Annotated in this window: 19 protein-coding genes; 12 read left to right on the top strand and 7 right to left on the bottom strand. The window is 31.6% G+C overall.

Going from position 1 to position 22,165, the window contains the following annotated elements:
* Positions 1 to 126: 126 nt before the first annotated feature.
* Complete coding sequence (locus NLJ00_RS12605; RefSeq protein WP_053474112.1) at positions 127 to 999, bottom strand: AraC family transcriptional regulator; 873 nt, start codon at positions 997 to 999, stop codon at positions 127 to 129.
* A gap of 450 nt (positions 1,000 to 1,449) precedes the next feature.
* On the opposite strand from NLJ00_RS12605, the gene NLJ00_RS12600 reads away from it, so the two are divergent.
* From NLJ00_RS12600 to NLJ00_RS12585, 4 genes are all read left to right on the top strand, one after another.
* Positions 1,450 to 1,848, top strand: a complete 399-nt coding sequence (locus NLJ00_RS12600; RefSeq protein ID WP_256637433.1) for a T9SS type A sorting domain-containing protein — start codon at positions 1,450 to 1,452, stop codon at positions 1,846 to 1,848.
* A 1,318-nt stretch (positions 1,849 to 3,166) separates the two neighbouring features.
* Positions 3,167 to 3,523 carry a DUF3244 domain-containing protein gene (locus NLJ00_RS12595; protein WP_053474114.1) on the top strand — a complete coding sequence of 119 codons (357 nt, stop codon included), beginning with the start codon at positions 3,167 to 3,169 and terminating at the stop codon, positions 3,521 to 3,523.
* A 428-nt stretch (positions 3,524 to 3,951) separates the two neighbouring features.
* A complete protein-coding gene (locus NLJ00_RS12590; protein ID WP_053474115.1) occupies positions 3,952 to 4,353 on the top strand; it encodes a secretion protein in 402 nt (133 codons plus the stop codon).
* A 372-nt stretch (positions 4,354 to 4,725) separates the two neighbouring features.
* Positions 4,726 to 5,112, top strand: coding sequence for a hypothetical protein (locus tag NLJ00_RS12585; RefSeq protein WP_053474117.1), 387 nt, complete (start codon positions 4,726 to 4,728; stop codon positions 5,110 to 5,112).
* 283 nt (positions 5,113 to 5,395) lie between these two features.
* On the opposite strand, the gene NLJ00_RS12580 is transcribed toward NLJ00_RS12585, so the two are convergent.
* A complete protein-coding gene (locus NLJ00_RS12580) occupies positions 5,396 to 5,965 on the bottom strand; it encodes a hypothetical protein (RefSeq protein WP_256637432.1) in 570 nt (189 codons plus the stop codon).
* A 67-nt stretch (positions 5,966 to 6,032) separates the two neighbouring features.
* Positions 6,033 to 6,446, bottom strand: a complete 414-nt coding sequence (locus NLJ00_RS12575) for a helix-turn-helix domain-containing protein (RefSeq protein ID WP_256637431.1) — start codon at positions 6,444 to 6,446, stop codon at positions 6,033 to 6,035.
* A 199-nt stretch (positions 6,447 to 6,645) separates the two neighbouring features.
* Here NLJ00_RS12575 and NLJ00_RS12570 point away from each other — a divergent pair, with 199 nt between their 5' ends.
* A complete protein-coding gene (locus tag NLJ00_RS12570; RefSeq protein ID WP_256637430.1) occupies positions 6,646 to 6,963 on the top strand; it encodes a hypothetical protein in 318 nt (105 codons plus the stop codon).
* 608 nt (positions 6,964 to 7,571) lie between these two features.
* Positions 7,572 to 8,243, top strand: coding sequence for a hypothetical protein (locus tag NLJ00_RS12565; RefSeq protein ID WP_256637429.1), 672 nt, complete (start codon positions 7,572 to 7,574; stop codon positions 8,241 to 8,243).
* Between the two features lie 177 nt (positions 8,244 to 8,420).
* Here NLJ00_RS12565 and NLJ00_RS12560 read toward each other — a convergent pair whose 3' ends face one another.
* The 3 genes from NLJ00_RS12560 to NLJ00_RS12550 form a co-directional block, all read right to left on the bottom strand.
* A complete protein-coding gene (locus NLJ00_RS12560) occupies positions 8,421 to 9,026 on the bottom strand; it encodes a hypothetical protein (protein ID WP_256637428.1) in 606 nt (201 codons plus the stop codon).
* A gap of 13 nt (positions 9,027 to 9,039) precedes the next feature.
* Positions 9,040 to 9,861, bottom strand: a complete 822-nt coding sequence (locus NLJ00_RS12555) for a HEAT repeat domain-containing protein (RefSeq protein WP_256637427.1) — start codon at positions 9,859 to 9,861, stop codon at positions 9,040 to 9,042.
* 107 nt (positions 9,862 to 9,968) lie between these two features.
* Positions 9,969 to 13,409, bottom strand: a complete 3,441-nt coding sequence (locus NLJ00_RS12550; RefSeq protein WP_256637426.1) for a methylmalonyl-CoA mutase family protein — start codon at positions 13,407 to 13,409, stop codon at positions 9,969 to 9,971.
* A 294-nt stretch (positions 13,410 to 13,703) separates the two neighbouring features.
* Between NLJ00_RS12550 and NLJ00_RS12545 the strand changes: the two genes are divergently transcribed.
* The 6 genes from NLJ00_RS12545 (at position 13,704) to purU (ending at position 19,441) form a co-directional block, all read left to right on the top strand.
* Positions 13,704 to 15,311, top strand: a complete 1,608-nt coding sequence (locus NLJ00_RS12545; protein ID WP_256637425.1) for a L,D-transpeptidase family protein — start codon at positions 13,704 to 13,706, stop codon at positions 15,309 to 15,311.
* 178 nt (positions 15,312 to 15,489) lie between these two features.
* Entirely contained in the window at positions 15,490 to 15,831 is a 342-nt protein-coding gene (locus NLJ00_RS12540) for a hypothetical protein (protein WP_053474127.1), read from the top strand.
* 344 nt (positions 15,832 to 16,175) lie between these two features.
* Positions 16,176 to 17,045, top strand: coding sequence for a hypothetical protein (locus tag NLJ00_RS12535; protein ID WP_256637424.1), 870 nt, complete (start codon positions 16,176 to 16,178; stop codon positions 17,043 to 17,045).
* A gap of 116 nt (positions 17,046 to 17,161) precedes the next feature.
* Entirely contained in the window at positions 17,162 to 17,578 is a 417-nt protein-coding gene (locus tag NLJ00_RS12530) for a cytochrome c oxidase assembly factor Coa1 family protein (RefSeq protein ID WP_256637423.1), read from the top strand.
* Positions 17,579 to 17,758: 180 nt separating this feature from the next.
* On the top strand, positions 17,759 to 18,478 hold the full coding sequence (locus NLJ00_RS12525; protein ID WP_256637422.1) for a DUF4197 domain-containing protein: 720 nt from the start codon (positions 17,759 to 17,761) through the stop codon (positions 18,476 to 18,478).
* 108 nt (positions 18,479 to 18,586) lie between these two features.
* On the top strand, positions 18,587 to 19,441 hold the full coding sequence (purU, locus tag NLJ00_RS12520) for a formyltetrahydrofolate deformylase (RefSeq protein ID WP_256637421.1): 855 nt from the start codon (positions 18,587 to 18,589) through the stop codon (positions 19,439 to 19,441).
* A gap of 940 nt (positions 19,442 to 20,381) precedes the next feature.
* Here the strand turns inward: purU and NLJ00_RS12515 are convergent.
* Complete coding sequence (locus NLJ00_RS12515; RefSeq protein WP_053474133.1) at positions 20,382 to 21,875, bottom strand: catalase; 1,494 nt, start codon at positions 21,873 to 21,875, stop codon at positions 20,382 to 20,384.
* Positions 21,876 to 22,165 lie beyond the last annotated feature (290 nt).

Genomic DNA, 22,165 nt, shown 5'->3' with positions numbered 1-22,165 from the left:
AAACATTCTTCACAAACTAATTCGTGGAAATTCGTGCAATTGCTTCGCCTGTTCGCTGTCGCTCGAGTCGTGGCTTAAAAAAAATCATTTTAATCTTTATAATCTGTGGCAAAAAACACAAAACTATTAACTAATAATAATCTTGTGTTCGTGACGGTATTGCGATGCGCTTTTACCTGTATATTGTTTAAATGATTTACTAAAGTGGCTGAAATTATTAAAACCGCTTTCGTAACAAACCTCATTTATACTTATTGGTTTTTCGGCCAAAAGTTTAGAGGCGTGCACCAATCTGTATTCGTTTACAAACTCTGTAAAAGTTTTGTTTGAAATCTTTTTAAAATATCTACAGAAAGAAGGAGTTGTCATGCTCACCAAATTCGAAACTTCGTCTATAGCGATAGACTGCTGAAAATTATCTTTAACAAAATTAAAAACCACATTCATACGATCATTATCCTGCGTTTGCAGTTCCATTGCAAAACCATCTGCGTTTAGCATTGTATATTCTTCAGACGAATCTAATTCATCCAGAATACTTAAAAGCGAAAGCAAACGTTCAAACGGAAGTTGGTCTTCCATTGCTTCGATTTTTTTTCCAATATGTTTTTTAGTTTCTCCGCCAAAAGCGATTCCGCCTTTAGACTGGCTTAAAACATTTTGAATTTTTCTCATTTCCGGTACTCCAAAAAAGCCATTTCCTAAAAATTCAGGTTTAATATGAATGACTGTTTCGTTTACGTTTCCCGTTTGTTCATTCGTAAAGCCGCAATGCGGCAAATTAGACCCTATCAAAATCAAACTACCATTTGTATAATAGGAAACATGGCTTCCTATTTGTCTTTTTCCTGCCCCGCCATTTATATAAACCAACTCAATCTCTGGATGATAATGCCATAAATGAGCTTTGCTATTGGTCTTTTCGGCGTGTTTAGTGTAGGTAAAAGAACTTCCGTATGAGTTAGTTATCACTTCAAGAGCTGGGGCAATTGTTTTCATGATAATTTCTTTAAAAAATAATAGCAAATTTAACAAAAACACCTAAAATAATTTAAATTTTAACCTATAACGGTTTCGTAAATGAGGATTTTTCATTAAAACAACAAAAAGATAATGTAACAAATTATCGCCAAAACGTCTTTTTTTAAACAACCCATATTTTTATTCCAGATTTTTTTAAGATTTCTTATTTATTCGACCTTTTTTATAGACATTCATAATTTATGTAAGAATATTGGAAGTTTTTCAAAACGTTAACATTTAGAAAACATTGAAAAATAACAACGTAATTAACTAAAACACCTAAAATAATTCAAATTTTAACCTATAACGGTTTCGTAAATGAGAATATAGCACATAAATTGGAAAATAGAGTTGATATTATTTTCGCATAGCTGGAGTAATTTTACATCAGAGAATTAGAGATAATAATTTTTAAAAACAAATACTATGAATAAGATAAAATTAAGTTTAGTGTGTGCGGTGCTTTTATCAGGAATTAGCACTTATGCGATTGATGGAAATGAGGACTTTAATCTTCATGTATTGAAAAACGGAAAAACGATCACTTTTGGTCTTAACCAAACTCAGAAAGCAAAATTAGCTATATACGATACAGATGGTACTTTATTGTATTCTGAAAATGCTTCTGGTAAAGACGGAATTTTAAGAACTTTTAGCTTACAAGATTTCCCTGACGGAGTTTACTTCTTAGAAGTTGAAGACAATGCAAAAAAAGTTAGATATGAAATTAATGTAAATAACGAAATCGCTACTTTATCTTCAAAAGCAATTTCATCTGTTTACAAAATAGTTTCAGACAAAAATACTAGCGTAGCAGTACGCTAAAAAACTTATACTTTTCTCATAAGTATAAACTAAGGTTAGATAGTTAGTAAAGTTAAAAACGTAAGTTTTAAAAACAGCTCTTTGTGGTTATTGGGCTGTTTTTTTTTGCTCTAAACTTTCGATATTAGATTTTAGATTGCAGATTTTAGAGTTTAGATTTTTATTGTGATTATATTGCGTTCCCCGTGGTTAAAATCACGGGCTATGTTTCCAATTCTTTCTGTACAAAAAATCTACATATTCACCACATCCTAAAAATTCATCGCAAATTTAAATATAGCGTGTGGTTTCAACCACGGGAACATATAGTTGATATTGTATTGTGGTTACATTACGTTAAACGTGGTTAAAACCACTGGCTATGTTTTCAATTGTTTCTGTACAAGAAATATACATATTCTCCACATCCTAAAAATTAATCCCAAATTTAAATATAGCCCGTGGTTTCAACCACGGGAACATATAGTTGATATTGTATTGTGGCTTCATTACGTTCCCCGTGGTTAAAACCACGGGATATGTTTCCAATTGTTTCTGTACAAGAAATATACATATTCTCCACATCCTAAAAATTAATCCCAAATTTAAATATAACCCGTGCTTTCAACCACGGGAACATACAGTTGATATTGTATTGTGGCTTCATTACGTTCCCCGTGGTTAAAACCACGGGCTATGTTTTCAATTGTTTCTGTACAAGAAATATACATATTCTCCACATCCTAAAAATTAATCCCAATTTAAATATAGCCCGTGGTTTCAACCACGGGAACATATAGTTGATATTGTATTGTGGTTACATTACGTTAAACGTGGTTAAAACCACGGGCTATGTTTCCAATTGTTTCTGTAAAAGAAATCTACATATTCTCCACATCCTAAAAATTAATCCCAAATTTAAAATATAGCCCGTGGTTTCAACCACGGGAACGCATAGTTGATATTGTATTGTGGCTTCATTACATTCCCCGTGGTTTCAGCCCCAGGAACACAAAATCCATAATGCAGATTTTAGAGTTTAGATTTTTTGCGCAAGTTTTGAAAAAAACTCAGAACCTTAGTATCTCAGAATCTCAGCATCTTTAAAAAAAACCTTTGTCTATTTGCCTCTTTGAACCTCTGCACCTTTTCCCAAAATCTTTGAAAAATAATAGCTGAATTAACGAAAACGATAAAAATAATTCAAATTTTAACCTATAACGGTTTCGTAAATGAGAATACAGCATCGAAATTGGAAAATAGAGTTGATATAAAACATATATATCTAAAGTAATTTTACATCAGAGAATTAGAGATAATAACATCAAAAACAAATACCATGAAAAAGAATTTAAAATTGAGTTTAGTATGTGCTGTACTTTTATCAGGATTAAGTACTTATGCAATTGACGGAAACAACGCTTTTAATCTACACGTATTAAGAGCTAACGGAAAACTAATCACTTTTGCTTTAAACCAAACTCAAAAAGCAAGTATTAGTATATATGACAAAAACAATAATTTAATTTATTCTGAAAACGCTTCTGGAAAAGACGGAATCCTGAGAACTTTTAGTTTAGAAGAATTTCCAACCGGAACTTACTTTTTAGAAATCGAAGACAACTTCAAGAAAGCAAGACACGAAATCACAGTTACAAGTGAAAAAACAGTTTTGTCTACAAAATCAATTAATTAAGCAGATTTCTGCAAAAAATATAGTGTGCCCCAAATACACTTAAAAATTTATACTCGCATACAGTATAAAAATGAGGTTAGATAGTTAGTAAAGTTAGAAAACGTAAGTTTTAAAACAGCTCTTTGTGGTTATTGAGCTGTTTTTTTTTGCTCTTTACTTTTTGGTAAAACCTACTTTTACAAATTCCCTTTTTAAGAGTTGGTTTATTATTAAAATGTAAGAAAAACGTAAAATCAAATATTTAGAAAAAAGTTGAAAAATAATAACCGAATTAACAAAAACGATATAAATAATTCAAACTTTAACCTATAACGGTTTCGTAAATGAGAATACAGCATCGAAATTGGAAAACAGAGTTGTTAAAAAAACTGGATTTCTGTAATACTTTTACATCAGAGAATTAAACTAATAATTTAAAACTAACAGTTATGAAAAAGATTTTAAAATTGAGTTTAGTATGTGCAGTACTTTTTACAGGAAGTACATATGCAATTGATGGAAATGAAGACTTTAATCTTCATGTAATAAAAGCTAACGGAAAGCTGATCACATTTGCGATCAACAAATTGCAAAAAGCAACCCTGGCAATTTATGACAAAGACGGAAATCTAATTTATTCTGAAACTGCTTCAGGTAAAGATGGAATATTAAGAACTTTTAGCTTAGAAGAATTTCCAGAAGGAACTTACTTTTTAGAAGCAGAAGACAATGTGAAAAAAGTTAGACACGAAATTACAATTACAGACGATACAACTGTATTATCTGCAAAAGCAGTTTCATCTGTTTATAAAACAGTTTCAGAAAAAAATACACGCGTAGCAGTGCGCTAAAAAAGGTATACTTATTGTAAGTATAAAAAATAGGTTAGATAGTTAGTAAAGTTAAAAAACGTAAGTTTTAGAAACAGCTCTTTGTGGTTATTGAGCTGTTTTTTTATGTTAAATTTTTCGGTTTTTGAAAAAATTGAAATTTTTTGAAAAATTATTCTTAATAATTGTATGTGTCTGGTTTTTATAGCATTAAAAAAATTCATTTTTTTAAAACCGCAAGCCCCCGTATTTACGTACATAGCGTAGACAAAACACAGAAATAGTTTTAATTCAGCATTTTAAGTATTAAAAAACATGATTTTTTTGCGGAAAATTAAATTTGTATTTGTAGTTTTGGACGTTCCACATTTAGTAATAAAACTTTAAAAAAACATGACAAAATTTACCAAAACCGGTCTTGTTGCAGCCTTCTTTTTTGCAACTCTTTTTTCTTACGCCATTGATGGAAAAGGCGATTACATTTTAAACATTCAAACTGGAAACGGAAAAGTAGTTAGCTTTACTTTAGACACCTTTGAAAAATCATCTTTTTCTATCTATGACGAAAATCACAATTTACTTTATGCGGGAGATTCTGCAGCAAACAAATTAGAAGTTTCGAAAACAATAAGTTTAGAAGGTTTACCAGCCGGAACTTATGTATTAGAAGTTAAAGCAAACGAAAAAGTTGCTAAACACGAAATTAAGGTTGTTGCAAAAAAGGCAAAAACTGTTAAGTTAGACGAATCTGTGAACCATAGTCCAGGATTTCGTCGTTAAACCACTTTTTTTGCCCCACAAAAAAAATGAAAGCAGCTCTATAAGATGGAGCTGCTTTTTTTTATTTATGTTTATAACGTTATGATGGATTAAAATCCATCCCTACAATATGTTTCGTTCCTTCGGAACTCTTTCTAAAACTCTATAAAAAATAACCCCAATATTGTCATTTCGACGAAGGAGAAATCTGCGCAAGTAACTCGACAATGTTAATCTTATGCTGGTAAAGACGGAATCTTAAGAACTTTTATAGAATTTTATTGTTCACTTTTTATGGGAACAATTATTTTAAAAATTGTACTTCCAGATATTTAGTACAACGATCCTTCATGTCATCGTAACAATCTATCAAAATTGCCGAGCCTCCATTTTCTACAATATCATGAATCATTTTAAACTTCATTTCGGTAACTTCTGCCCCAACTCCCATAAGATCAAATGCTATTATTTTTGACTTTGATAATGCAGCATATACATGCAAAAGTTTATTTTCTTTAAAAGGAAGGTTTTTGACTTTTGTTTTTTTAGTAACACCTTCAAATTCATAAATTTTTCTGGCAAATTGATTGTTTAAATCTGCATTTTTTTTGAGATATTCTCCAACAGTCGTTGGATAAAAATTATATCGAAAAAATGATTCCTGAAAATGTTCCATAAATAATATTTTTTCATGAACTATAACATTTTCATGGTCAGTCTTGCCACAAAATATATCTTTAATGACTTTCAATTTTTCCTGAAAATAAATGTAACTCAATAAGTTCACAAGTATCATTTCACCTTCATATAAAACAAAAGGCGGTATATAAAAAGTATCTGTTTTTATACCTTTATTTTCTAATATTACTTTCAACAATTAGATAGTTTTAAAATGAGAAAAGCACCTGCAGCGGCAGATGCTTTTTATTTCTGTTCAATTACTATTTCTCTTTTAGCAATTTCTCTAAATATTCTATTTTTGCTTTTTCTGACTGAAGCAAACGTTCGTAAAGATTTTTATTTTCTTCTACTGTTTCCATTAACTTATCTAACGGATTGAAAGTGCAATGATTATTATTTCCAAAGTGACTATTATGTACTGCTTCGTTAAAACTATTGAAATAATTAATTGCGGCTTCGTCTGAAAAATTCTTAATTGCTTCAACTGTTACACCAAGTGCTTTTGCAACTTCAATAAGTTTTTCTTCATCAATCGTTTCGCTATTTTCTATAGCCGAAATCGCTTGTTGGTTAGTTCCTAAAGCTTGCGCCAAAGCTTCCTGTTTCATATCACGAAGTTCACGAATACGGCTTATTTTTCGCCCTATATGATTTGGTTTTGTTAGTGTGCTCATAATTCAAAGATAATAATAAAGTGTCAAAATCGATAAAATGTAAAAAACAGATTTTCTTCTGTACAATACGGCAAAAAATGATTTGCTACAGAACAATCAATTTCTTTCTTCGCCGAATCAAACAAAAGTACAATTTTTCTTATAATAAATTATAAAAGCCAAATTGTATAATTATCTAACACAACTAAATATACGCCTTATGGAAACAAATGAAATTGAAATTGTAAAAAACCTAAAAAGATTAACTTCCCTGCATTTCCGAACTCTAAAACCTGCCAATAACGAATCTAAAACTTATATCGCTCAATTTGAAGTTTTAAATTATCTTGAATTAGGCTGCGTTATTACCGATATGCTAAAATTATGCATTCTCGCACTCGATCACGATATGCATAATGTTCCCGAAAAGAAAAATCAAGCTATTAATGTGAGTTTAATTTTAGAAACTGTTTTGCAAATGTTTCCTTTAAGTGAAATGGAGTTTTTGAGTTGTGTTGGGGAGATTGTTGGGGAATGATCTTCTGCTGATTTTTTCTAGCGCGGCAAATGGATTTTGATTATGGAATTTCTTTGTCATGATGGATTAAAATCCATCGTTACAATATGTTTCGTTCCTTCGGAACTTTTTATAGAAGTTCTTTAACCACAATATTGTTATTTCGACCGAAGGGAGAAATCGCACTAGTAATTCTGCAAAGATTGGCGATTTGCATTGTCGAGATTCTAGTGCGATTTCTCCCTTCGGTCGAAATGACAAACTTCATGGAATTTTATTGTTTTGCTGCTACAAGCAATATGGATTTTTATTACGGAATTTCTTTGTCATGATGGATTAAAATCCATCCCTACAATATGCTTCGTTCCTTCGGAACTCTTTATAGAATTTTATAAAAAATAACCCCAATATTGTCATTTCGACCGAAGGGAGAAATCGCACTAGTAATTCTGCAAAGATTAGCGACTTGCATTGTCGAGCTTCTAGTGCGATTTCTCCTCCGTCGAAATGACAAACGGTAAAGATTTACAAGATAAAAACAGAAAAATTATTATAAAAAATCCTATTATTGTAAATCAATAAATGAGAATAAAAGATGCTGAAAAGTTATAAAACAAGAAATTATAAAAATGAAAAATAAAATTTTAATTATTTTATTGCTTTGCTTTATCAGCTGTAAAATGGATAATCGTAAACCTGCAGAAGTAAGAAAAATAAAGAAATCAACAGACACCGTTTTTTTTAATGAACAAGGTGATACGATAGAAACACAAACTGCTTATCTTAAAAATAACTATAAATTAATTATTTTTCCAGCTATAGATAAAAATGAAAAAGTAATTAATTTTAGACTTATAAATGGTAAAAAAGATAATACCTATTTATTAGTTGATACTTTCATAGAAAATTATCGGCCTTATTATGAAGGAGTTGATTTTAAAAATTATTTTGCTTTACATAGCAACGGAGGCGGAACAAGCAATTTCTATTTCTGGTTGTATGATAAAGAAACCGGCAATGAGGTTTTAAATGGTATCACTGGGGATTTTGATTTAAAAAATGAACTGATTTTGTATACAGATGAAGATCATGAAGATAATATATTCATTTATGATGTAAATACGAAAGTAAAAACGTTGATAAATCTGCCATACGAACTTATGGATAAACAAAAATGTACAAAATACAACAATTCACCTAAAACCCTTTATATAAGACGAGTTACTAATGAGTATTACTATTTAGCATTCGAAATTTGTAAACCCTTATTAGTAGAATTTAAAGTTAAGAAATCGAAATAATAATTCTACTGCCTTGAGCTGAAGCCTTAACATAATTAATTCTACTTCATTCAAATATCTTCTGTTGATTTTCTTGCGTGGGCAAATGGATTTTGATTACGTAATTTCTTTTCATGATGGATTAAAATCCATCTCTACAATATGTTTCGTTCCTTCGGAACTTTTTTATAGAATTCTTTAAAAAATATCATTCATTAATTTAAACTCTTTTTTGATATTAGTTTTAATATTAAAATTAGTTTCAATTGAATCAATTTTAGTTTCCTTTAATTCATTATTCTTTAATTCATACTTTATCAAAACATACTTATATTTTTCTACAGAAATTCCATCATCACTTACTTTTGGTGTGCTTGAAACGATAAATTCAATTTTGTCAGCTTGTTCCTTAACCCAGACAAAAGTTAAAGAAGTTCGCAAATCATTTGTGATAACTTCCTTATTTTTTAAGTTTATTATACTGAGTGACAAACTATTATTATTAGCTAAAACAGGTAAAAACAGAATGCTGTCTTTTAATATTGTATGGCCGTATAATTTATATTTTTTTGATTTAATTACTGAAACTCCGTTTAATGGAAAAACATTATCATCATAATCAAAGTATCTGAATCTTAGTGTATCTTTTTTAAAATTGACTTTATTTAATTTGTAATCTAAAGTTATAAAACCATTAGTATCTTTTGTAATAGTCAAATAATCCTTTTCCTTTCTATTCAAATTATTTTTACCACAGGATATAAATAATAAACATACTATTACTATAATTAAATTTTTCATCATTATCAGGTAATTTTTACTTTGATTTTATATTTCCTTTTAATAATTTTTCTAAAGTTTCTAATAACCAATTCTCATCTGCTCTTTGAAGAGCTTTATTTCTTATAATCTGTTCTTTAATTAAGCTCACAAATTCTTTATCATTAAATTCTTCAATTGCTTCTAAAATTAAACTTCCAGATTCATCTATTTCTAGAAGTTCGCTTTTTAAAATTTCCCTAATATTTTCTTCTTTTCGTTTTGCTAATCCTACAATGGCTTCAAATCTCGTAATTTTATCTTCATCACTTACTCTTTCCCACAAAGCATCTCTAATTGTTGTGTTATTGGTTTCAATTTGAGTTCCAATTCCAAACGTTGCCCAATTTCTAATATCAGAATCTTTGTCTTTAGTCAATTCAATCAAAGTTTCAATAGGTTTCATTTTATCAATCGAAAGAAGCGCATAAACCAAACTATATCGCACATTTACACTTCTATGATTTTTATAATCACAAATTATATTGATTTGGTTCTCTGTAAGATTGTCATTATTATGTCCAATTCCATAAAGTATCGAACTAATAATATTTTTATCAGTTTCTGCTTTTAGCAAATCAAAATACCTTTTTAAAATTTCTTTTGAATGTAATCTCGGATATCCAAATTGAGCTAAGATATTTATACCAATTATTTTTTCTCTAACAATTTCTGATTTAGTAAGTTCAATACTTTTTTCAAAAACACCTCCTTGCTTTCGTTTTCTTAATTCACTAATAAATTTCCAATAATTTCTATTTGATTTATTATTCAAAAGTCGTTCAAATAGTTTTTCGGTAGAATAATTGATTAAGGTCATTCTAGTTCTTTTTATTCAATAAGCAATAAAAGTAACTACTATTAAATAAAAAACCGCATTAGTAAAGTAAACTAAATGCGGTTTTTTTATTTATCTGATTTTAAATTTTACATATTCCTTCTATATTGCCCACCCACTTCAAACAACGCCGAAGTAATCTGCCCTAAAGAACAAACCTTTGTAGCTTCCATTAAATGATCGAATAAATTTTCGTTTTTAATAGCCGCTTGCTGTAAATTATTTAAATGCTCATTAACTTTAGCTTCGTGAAATTGATGCAAGTTATCCAACATTGTAATTTGGTATTGTTTTTCTTCTTCGGTTGCACGAATGACTTCTGCCGGAATTACTGTTGGTGAACCTTTTGAACTCAGAAAAGTATTTACACCCACAATTGGGAAATCGCCGTTGTGTTTCAAAGTTTCGTAATACAAACTTTCTTCCTGAATTTTAGATCTTTGGTACATGGTTTCCATTGCGCCAAGAACTCCGCCGCGTTCTGTAATTCTGTCGAACTCTTGTAAAACTGCAGCTTCAACTAAATCAGTTAATTCTTCGATAATGAATGAACCCTGAATTGGGTTTTCGTTTTTTGCTAAACCTAATTCTTTATTAATAATCAACTGAATCGCCATTGCTCTACGAACTGATTCTTCTGTAGGCGTTGTAATCGCTTCGTCGTAAGCATTGGTGTGTAATGAATTACAGTTATCATAAATAGCGTACAAAGCCTGTAAAGTTGTTCTAATATCATTAAAATCAATTTCCTGTGCGTGTAACGAACGCCCCGAAGTCTGAATATGATATTTTAGCATTTGTGCTCTTTCGTTGGCTCCGTATTTGTTTTTCATGGCTTTTGCCCAAATCTTACGTGCCACACGACCAATAACCGAATATTCTGGATCAACTCCGTTGGAGAAGAAGAATGATAAATTTGGTCCAAAATCGTTGATGCTCATTCCGCGGCTCAAATAATATTCCACGTAAGTGAAACCATTTGAAAGCGTAAACGCCAATTGCGTAATTGGGTTTGCTCCCGCCTCGGCAATATGATATCCTGAAATCGAAACCGAATAGAAATTACGAACGTTTTTAGTAATAAAATATTCCTGAACGTCGCCCATTAATCGCAGAGCAAATTCGGTTGAAAAAATACACGTATTCTGCGCCTGATCTTCTTTTAAAATATCGGCCTGAACCGTTCCACGAACTTGTGATAAAGTTTTGACTTTTATTTCGTTATAAACATCCAAAGGTAAAACCTGATCTCCGGTAACGCCCAAAAGCATTAATCCTAAACCATTGTTTCCTTCTGGTAAATCGCCTTGGTATTTTGGTCTTTCAATACCTTTTCCAACATATATTTTGTTGATTTTAGCTTCAACTTCTTTTTCTAATTCATTGGCTTTAATGTACAATTCGCATTGCTGATCGATTGCCGCATTCATAAAAAAGCCTAAAAGCATTGGCGCAGGCCCATTTATAGTCATACTTACAGATGTCAAAGCATGAACCAAATCGAAACCTGAATAGAGTTTTTTTGCATCATCTAAACAGCAAATCGAAACTCCCGCATTTCCAATTTTTCCGTAAATATCCGGACGCAAATCTGGATCATTTCCGTATAAAGTTACACTGTCAAAAGCCGTCGAAAGTCGTTTTGCCGGCAATCCCGCACTTACATAATGAAAACGTTTATTGGTTCTTTCTGGTCCGCCCTCGCCCGCAAACATTCTCGACGGATCTTCGCCTTCACGTTTAAACGGATATAATCCAGAAGCAAAAGGAAATTCGCCAGGAACATTTTCCTGTAAATTCCAACGCAGGATATCGCCCCACGCTTCATATTTAGGTAAAGCAATTTTCGGGATTTGTAAATGCGATAAACTTTCAGAATGCGTTGCAATCTTGATTTCTTTATCACGAACTTTAAACGAGTAAACCGGATTTTTATATTTGGCTACTTTTTCATCCCAATTCAGAATAATTTCCCAATTGTACGGATCTAAATCCATTTTTACTTTATCAAACTGATTTAGTAAAAGATTTAAAAAGATTCTGTTTTCATCATGTTGCTGCGCTGCGCTTGGTAAAACAGTCGAATCATCGATTCCTGCTTTATTAATTTGAGGAACTTTTCCAGAAACCGATTCTATAGTTTTGAAAATTCCGTATAATTTCTGCGCTACTTTTTGCTGCGAAAGTGCGATTTCATCATAAGATCTGTTATTTTCTGCAATTTCAGATAAATAACGTGTTCTGTGAGGCGGAATCACGAAGATTTTTTCGCTCATTTCTTTAGTAATCTCAAAAGTCGATTTCAATTCAGAATTCGTTTTTTCGACCACTTTATCCATAATCGCTTTGTAAAGAGTGTTCATTCCCGGATCGTTAAACTGTGAAGCAATCGTTCCGAAAACTGGCATTTCATCAGGATTTTTATCCCATAAATTATGATTGCGCTGATATTGTTTTTTTACATCGCGTAAAGCATCAAGTGCACCTCTTTTATCAAATTTGTTTAAAGCCACTAAATCGGCAAAATCAAGCATGTCGATTTTTTCCAATTGTGTTGCCGCTCCAAATTCTGGTGTCATTACATATAAGGATACATCAGAATGATCCATAATCTCAGTATCAGACTGACCAATTCCCGAAGTTTCCAGAATGATCAAATCATATTTTGCGGCTTTCAAAACCTGAATCGCCTCGGCTACATATTTAGATAAGGCCAAATTCGACTGACGAGTCGCCAGCGAACGCATATATACACGAGGATTATTAATGGCATTCATGCGGATTCTGTCTCCTAAAAGTGCTCCTCCAGTTTTTCTCTTAGAAGGATCGACAGAAATTAACCCGATTGTTTTTTCAGGGAAATCAATTAAAAAACGACGAACTAATTCGTCAACCAAAGAAGATTTTCCGGCACCACCAGTTCCTGTAATTCCTAAAACCGGAATTATAGAATTGGTATTACTTTCGTGAATTTTATCAAAAACAGGTTTTGCTATTTCAGGGAAATTCTCGGCTGCAGAAATTAAACGTGCAATTGCCGTGGGAACTTTATTTTCGATATGATCGATTTCTCCGTTTAATTTATCTCCAATAGGAAAATCAGACTGCTGTACCAAATCATTAATCATTCCCTGAAGCCCTAACGAACGGCCGTCATCTGGCGCGTAAATTCGGGTAATTCCATATTCATGTAATTCAGAAATTTCACTTGGCAGGATCACTCCGCCTCCGCCGCCAAAAATTTTAATGTGCCCCGCTCCTTTTTCATGAAGCAAGTCATACATATATTTAAAGTATTCGTTGTGTCCGCCTTGGTAAGATGTCATCGCAATGGCATTGGCATCTTCCTGGATTGCTGTATTCACCACTTCCTCTACACTTCTGTCATGCCCAAGGTGAATTACCTCAACTCCTGTTGACTGAATTATACGACGCATTATGTTTATTGCTGCATCATGGCCGTCAAAAAGCGAAGCAGCGGTTACAATTCTTACTTTATTTTTAGGAATATATGGTATTTGTTGTTCCATTTTATGAATATGATAATTTAAAGGGAGCAATTTACAAAATATTTTAATATTTGATGGCGATCAAACCTTTATGTTTTTAAAAAATATATCGATTTCGTTAATAACTAGGGTAACAAACAGGCTAACCCGCTGATTTATACTATATAAACCTGTAACATGGCAATCTTGCAAAATCTAAATGTAATAAAGCAACTCATTATCAATAACCTAAAGTAATTTAGCAGTGTAGAAAAGGCCCCAAATTTTTACCCAGAACTTTCGAATCTAAGTAGTAACGTAAAAATTGAAATGAAAATGAAAACAACATATCCAGTAAGCATAATTTTAGCTCTTAGTTTCACTATATTATCTTTTGGAAAGCATAATAATAGTAATACCAGAGAAAACATAAGTTTGAATAAATCTTATCTAAATAACAATTCAGATACAAAAGTTGACAGTGAAGTATTGACTGATTTCTTTAAAAGGTATTCTGATCTAAAAAAATATCAAAACGAGGTGGTTTCCTTGTACAAAACAAGATCTTACGGATCAATTTGGTTTGAAGATGACAAAATCAACGAGTTTGGAAAAACCTTGTATGAGAAATTAAATGATACTTATGAGGAAGGTTTAATTTTTGAACTTCCTTATAAATATGAAATTGATCAAATTTTCAAAAAAGGATCAAACGATAAACCATCAAAAGCAGACTCTGATATGCTTTTAACTTCTTCATACATTATATATATGAACCGTGTGTATGTTGGTTTAGATGCCGAAACTGCTAAAAAAACAGGATGGCTTCTTCCAAAAAAAGAAATATCTTATGATACTTTGTTAGATTCTCTAATGACTCAACCTACTTTATTAGAGAAAAATGACGAACTTCTTTTTAACCAATATTATAAATTGCAAGATGCTCTTAAAAAATACAGAGAAATAGAAAAAGCCGGTGTGTGGAAACCTATTGTTGCCGAATCTCCTTATAAAGATCTTAGACCTGACGCCAATACACCTACAATTGGACAAGTAAGAACGAGATTATTTATTTTGGGTGATTTAGATCATGACTCTAAAAGTAATTTTTATGATCGTGAATTAATGGATGGTGTGATGAAATATAAACTTAGAAATGGGTTTAAACCAAATTACATTTTATCTGCAGATCATATTAAAGAAATGAACATTCCGTTAAAAGACAAGATTAATACCTTGATGGTCAATATGGAAAGATGCCGTTGGATTTCTCCAAAAATGCTAAAAGACAAAGAATATATTATTGTAAATATTCCTTCTTTTGAATTAGTATATGTGAAAAACGGAAAACCGGAACTTACTTCTAAAGTTTTTGTGGGATCTGCGGTAACTAAAACAACTATATTTAACGGAAATATTGATAAAATTGTTTTCAGCCCGTACTGGACAGTTCCTCAAAGTATTGTCGATAACGAATTGAAAATGAAAATGGCTGCCGATCCTAATTATCTAACGGAAAAAAATATGGAGATAGTTAATGGTCAGGTAAGACAAAAACCAGGTCCTAACAACTCTCTTGGATTAGTGAAATTTATTTTCCCAAATCCTGAAGATATTTACATGCACGATACTCCTGCAAAATCATTATTTGATTTTGAAAGAAGAACTTTCAGCCACGGTTGTATTAACGTAAACAAAGCAAAAGAGCTAGCTATTGCCATGCTTAAAGATTATCCGGAATGGACAACAGAAAAAATCAATAAAGCAATGGAAGGAAAAACGGAAAGTACATTTAAACTGCCAAATAAAGTGCCTATTTACATCACTTATTTTACTTCATGGGTACATGATTCCGGAGAAATAAGTTTTTATCAGGATGTTTATGAAAAAGATTCAGAATTAAATAATTTCTTATTTCCAGTTGATGGTGTAGCTTCAAACTAAATAGCAATTATAAATAAAATAAAATCGGGAATTCATTGAAGTGAATTCCCGATTTTCTATTTTTAAAAATAGCCTAACTTATTAATCTTAAAACTTTTAAGTCTAAAAATATTTTGATTTCTGTCGCAACTTTGCAGTGTAATATTACCACTAATATTAATTACAAAATCAATTTATCATGAAAACAGAAAATATCGATGGATTAACACTATTTGAAATAAATTTATTAATTCAGCAAGGAGCAAAATTTGTAATGTTTCCTAATATGATGAGCAAATCTAAAAGTTCAACTATTTATTTTGTTCGTCCTGAAGAAAAAACTTTTAAGTATGCCATAAAACATTTTTTTAAGAATATAGCAAATTGCTGGCATACAATACCTTTTAGACCACTTTATCTTTCTAAATCTTTATTTTATTTAGCAATTGGCGGTCAAAATTACACTCACGCAGTACTGGCAGATTTAAAAACTATTAATCCTGTCTACAACCCAAACCTATACTGCTTACAATACGTTTAAACTGCCTTTTTTGTCCCTAAAAAACTTAGTTATATAATTTGTAACGGTAAACCAAATCCTATCCAGACACTCAGGCAAACCCTACTAAGCTTGAAAAAAATGTCTTTTAGTAATTCGTTTATCAAAACAAAAATTAAATCATCTTATAAATTTTATGAGGTGATTTTTTTTAAAATAGAACCTTTGAAAATTTCCTGATTTTCTAAATAAATAAAACGATATATAGATTTTGTTTGAAATAATGCCTTCATTTTTGTCTTAATATACTATTTTAAAATCATCTTGAGGCTTATATCGTGATAGATTAAATAGAGATTTGCAGATTCCAAATCATCCATTTATAAATGAAAAAATACGTTTTAATTTTTAGTTTTATTATAGTAGCTTTACTTATTTCATGCAATAAATTCACAACTCAAGACGGGATTACATCTGATGGAATCAGCAATCCTAAACCACCAAAAGCTATAGGACCCCCACGTATATTATTTATAGGAAATAGCCAAATAGAATATTTTGTAAGTGCTCCTACGCTGTTTCAGGAATTGTGTAATTTTAATAATAAACATATAAATGTGCAGCAATTGGTAACAATGGGAGTTTCGCTAGATAAAGTTTATTATACTAATAAAACAGAAGCGAATCAAATTTTTTCTAATAGAGATAAGGATGGTAATTACTATGATTTTGTTGTGCTTCAGGAAGCGACACCAATTGCATTAACAGATCTTGAAAAGTATAGATCAAATTTAAAATTAATTGTAGAAAAAATACATAAAAATAGTCCGGATGTTGCCATATATGTCTATCAAAATATGTCTCCATTACCATATACAAATCCAGAATATGATGATTATTATAAAGAATTACAAAAAAATGCCGTTTTAGCTGCCGCTTATATTAAAAATGCAGGTTTATTGAGGGTTGGCGATGCTGTTAAAGATGCTTATGAAGGTAAAAGCGGTTATAAATATTTAAGTAATAATAAAGATAATCTTCGTTATGGTAAAAATATACTTCACTTTACAAACGATGGAGGATTTTTACAGGCAGTTTTACTATACTCTGCTATATTTAATAAAACACCAATTATTCCTAAAAAACTTATTTTAAGCACTGGAACTGGAGATAAGGACAATATGAGAAAACAAGAAGTAGATAAAGTAATCAGTAATCCAGAGGCCTTAGAAGAAATAGCTTTTAATAATCGTTAAATCTTAAAAACAAAAAATCATCTTATAGTTTATAAGGTGATTTTTTTATTTTGTTTCATCTGAAAATTAATATCTTTCAGAAAATTAACCTAATCAACAAATTATCCTTTATTACTATGAATGACGATTACCAACCTCAAAAAAATTGGTGGGACAGAAACTGGAAATGGTTTGTACCAACAGGATGTTTAGGTCTTTTAGTTCTTTTTGCTTTATTCATTGGCGGAATATTTTTTGGAGTAACATCGATGATGAAAGATTCTGATGCTTTTAAAGAATCGATGACTGCTGTACAGCACAATAAAATTGTAATCGAAAAATTAGGAAACCCAATTGAAACTGACGGAATGATGTCTGGAAGTATAAGCACAAGCAACGATACCGGAAATTGTGATTTACAAATCCCGATAAAAGGTCCAAAAGGAAAAGCTACTTTATTTGTTGTTGCTACAAAAAGAGGAAAATGGAAATACGATCAATTGTCTGTTTATATCGAAAAAACAAAAGAAGAGATTGATTTATTGAAGAAATAGATTTTTTAAGTTTCTAAGAATCTAAGTTGCTGAGATGCTAAGTTTTTTTACTATTTGATTTTGTATTAAATTAAAATATTACGAATGTTAATAATTAAACAAAATGTTACGTGCCGTTAAATAAATTGTGGCTTTATTTTTGAATATGTAGTATTTTTGAACCTTAATAAACCCCAATAAATGAAAAAGATTTTTTTATTAGTCGTTACATTTTCCCTAACGTCATGTGCGCAGGTACAGCAGACTCTAAATCAACTACCGCAAATATCTTCTCAGATTCCGGGAGTTGGCGGTGTTGATATCGCTTCTGGACTAAAAGAAGCCCTCAACAAAGGAATTACGCAACAAGTAAGTAAATTAACCGCAGTAGATGGTTTTTATAAAAATGAAGCCGTAAAAATTTTAATGCCCGAAGAATTACAAAAAATAGACGCTACATTACGTAAAATTGGTCTTGGCTCGCTGGCCGATGAAGGAATTAAAGTTTTAAACCGTGCAGCCGAAGATGCTGTAAAAGAAGCAACACCTATATTTGTTTCGGCAGTTAAAAATATGTCGTTTACCGATGCTAAAAATATCTTATTAGGAAACGATAGTGCCGCAACTAGTTATTTACAAGGAACTACAACAACAGCTTTATACGGAAAATTTAATCCGGTAATTAAAAGCTCTTTTGAAAAAGTAGGTGCCGATGTTGTCTGGACAAAAATCATCAACAAATACAATACTATTCCGTTAGTGAAAAAAGTAAATCCTGATTTAACTGACTATACAACTAATCAGGCACTGGCAGGAGTTTTTAAAATGATTGCTGTAGAAGAAAAAGATATCCGTAATAATATCAGTGCAAGAACAACACCTTTATTAAAAAGCGTTTTTGCAATGCAGGACGGAAAATAATTTTTTAAAGTTCAATCCCGATAGCTATCGGCACAAAGTTACAAAGGTACAAAGCAGCTTTTGTCACTTTGAACCTTTGCAACTTTGTTACTAACCAAAATAAACCAAATGCAAAAAATAACCATTCTGATTCATTGCAAAGACCAAAAAAACATCATTGCATCAGTAACTACTTTTATTGCAAAAGTGGAAGGAAATATTACTTACATCGACCAGCATGTTGATGTGGAACAAAATGTATTTTTTATGCGATTGGAATGTGAATTTACCAATCCGAAAGTTACAATTGAATCCTTAAAAGAAGAATTTAATAAAACTCTCGCTGTCGATTTTAAAATGTCATGGGATTTGTACAATCAGGAACAAAAACCAAAAATGGCATTGTTTGTTTCTAAATATGATCATTGTTTATTTGATATTTTAGGAAGATACAGCGCAGAAGAATTAAATATTGAAATTCCGGTTATTATAAGCAATCATAACGATTTACGATCTGTTGCAGAACGTTTTGATATTCCGTTTCACTGTGTTCCTTTTACAAAAGACAACAAAGAAGAAGGTGAAGCAAAACAAATTGAGCTTTTAAAAAGATATGATATCGATTTTATTGTTTTAGCGCGCTACATGCAGATTATTACTCCAAAATTAATTTCACTTTACGAAAATAGGATTATCAATATTCACCATTCATTTTTACCGGCTTTTCCGGGTGCAAAACCCTATCATTCGGCATTTAAACGCGGGGTAAAAATTATTGGTGCAACAAGCCATTATGTTACCGAAGAATTAGATGAAGGTCCAATTATCGAACAGGATATTGCCAGGGTTTCTCACATTCACTCTGTTGAAGATTTTATCATGAAAGGGCGAGACTTGGAACGTATTGTTTTGGCAAGAGCTATAAAGTTACATTCTGAACATAAAACAATGGTTTATAGTAACAAGACTGTGGTGTTTTCATAAGTTTTTTTAACGAAAAGAGCGCAAAGTTTTTTCGCAAAGAGCGCAAAAGATTTGTATTGAAGTTTTACAAATATATTTGGAGATCGCAAAGCCCACGGATTTAACGGATAAAACGGGTTTTCACTGGTTTGTTTTTTTAAACTTTGAACCAAATAATAACCCGATGGGATTTTAAAATCCCATCGGGTTATTTTGTACATATAAAACTGGACTAAAGTCCAGCCCTACAATATGGATCGAGCCAAAGGCTCTTTTTATAGTTCCGAAGGAACAAATTATATTGTAGAGCTGGACTTCAGTCCAGTTTACAAAGGTTTTGTGCATAGATTTTTGCCCACGGATTTAACGGATAAAACAGATTTTCACTGGTTTGTTTTATTAAATTTTTAAACCAAATAATAACCCGATGGGATTTTAAAATCCCATCGGGTTATTTTGTACATATAAAACTGGACTGAAGTCCAGCCCTACAATATGAATCGAGCCAAAGGCTATTTTTATAGTTCCGAAGGAACAAATTATATTGTAGAGCTGGACTTCAGCCCAGTTTACAAAGGTTTTGTGCATAGATTTTTGCTCACGGATTTAACATATGAGACAGGTTTTCGCGGGTTTGTTTTTTAACCTTTGAACCAAATAATAACGCGATGGGATTTTAAAATCCCATCGCGTTATTATGTACATATAAAACTGGACTAAAGTCCAGCCCTACAATATGGATCGAGCCAAAGGCTATTTTTATAGTTCCGAAGGAACAAATTATATTTTAGAGCTGGACTTCAGTCCAGTTTGAATAAAGAATATTTGAAATTATGGAAATCAAATTCATGTCGATATAAAATAAAAAACCCGACAGGTTTTTAAAACCTGTCGGGTTTACTTTTAAATTCTAATTAAGATTCAGAACCTTTGTCCCTTTGAACCTCTGATTGTTTTAACCTTATCTAACCACAATTGACAATCTCGGATCATCAAAAGTATTTACTTCATCCATTGTTAAACCTAGTGCGTTTGCAACACCTTCTCCGTATGCAGGATCAGCTTTGTAGCAGTTTCTGATGTGACGAATCTGGATAAATTTTTGAGCACCTCCAACTTGTGCAGCGGTATTTTTAAACAACAATTGTTTTTTCTCCGGAGTTAGTAAGTTGAATAATAATCCTGGCTGTGTGAAATAATCGTTATCGTCATCTCTAAAATTATGTGCCCATGCATCACCATGAAGTTTTAATGGTGGTTCTTTAAATTCTGGCTGTTCCTGCATTTCACCAAAACTATTTGGTTCATAATGTTTTTTAGATCCATTATTTCCGTCAACACGCATTGCTCCGTCTCTATGGAAAGTATTGTATGGGCATCTTGCTGAATTTACCGGAATTTGGAAGTTGTTTACTCCTAAACGGTATCTGTGTGCATCTCCGTAAGAAAACAAACGGGCTTGCAGCATTTTATCTGGTGAGAAGCTAATTCCCGGAACAACATGCGCCGGATTAAATGCAGCCTGTTCTACTTCTGCAAAATAATTTTCAGGGTTTTTGTTTAATTCGAATTCTCCAACTGGAATCAATGGGAAATCTTTTTTCAACCAAACTTTTGTCAAATCAAACGGATGAAAACGATAATTTTCAGCTTGTTCTTCGGTCATGATTTGAACGAATAATTTCCATTTTGGGAAGTTTCCTTCTTCAATAGCATCAAATAAATCTCTTTGGTGGCTTTCTCGGTCTCCTCCTACTAATTTAGCTGCTTCTTCATCAGAAAGGTTATCAATTCCCTGTTGTGTTACAAAATGAAATTTCACGTAATGTCTTTCATTTTGTTTGTTAATAAAACTAAATGTATGACTACCAAATCCGTGCATGTGTCTATAAGAGCTTGGAATTCCTCTGTCACTCATTACAATTGTAACTTGGTGTAAAGCTTCTGGCAATAATGTCCAAAAATCCCAATTGTTATCAGCACTTCTTAGGTTGGTTTTTGGGTCACGTTTTACGGCATGGTTTAGATCAGGAAATTTCATTGGATCTCTAAAAAAGAATACCGGAGTATTGTTTCCAACTAAATCCCAGTTTCCTTCATTTGTATAAAATTTCAAAGCAAAACCACGAATATCTCTTTCGGCATCAGCAGCACCTCTTTCCCCTGCAACAGTAGAAAAACGAGCAAACATTTCTGTTTTTTTACCAATTTCCGAAAACAAATCGGCTCTTGTGTATTTTGTAATATCGTGAGTTACCGTAAAAGTTCCGTAAGCGCCAGATCCTTTTGCATGCATACGACGTTCCGGGATTACCTCTCGATCAAAATGTGCCATTTTTTCTAAGAACCAAAAATCTTGTAATAAAACGGGGCCTCGCGGACCTGCTGTTTGGATATTTTGGTTGTCTGGAACTGGAGTTCCTGTAGCAGTTGTTAATTTTTTGTTTGATTCCATATCGCTGATTTTTAATATTTTATCAAATATACAAACTAATCCCTACGATATTCATAAACAAAATTGATTGTTATTATATTTTAATAATCAAAAATTATTTAACGCTGCAGAAAGCTCAAAAAAGGGTTTTGACAAATCTTAACTTATGGTCAACAAAGTAATAACAAAACCTTAACAGCATAAGATTGATATATGTCGGACATTTGTAATGTAATAAACTGGTTATTTATTATTTTGGTTTTGGTTAGTTAAATGATGCCGGCGTCTTCGAGATGCCGGCATTCTTTTTT

Origin of the sequence: Flavobacterium panici, from assembly GCF_024499525.1 — a bacterium.
Classification (GTDB): Bacteria; Bacteroidota; Bacteroidia; order Flavobacteriales; family Flavobacteriaceae; genus Flavobacterium; species Flavobacterium panici.
This window is presented reverse-complemented; position numbering and strand designations above follow the sequence as displayed.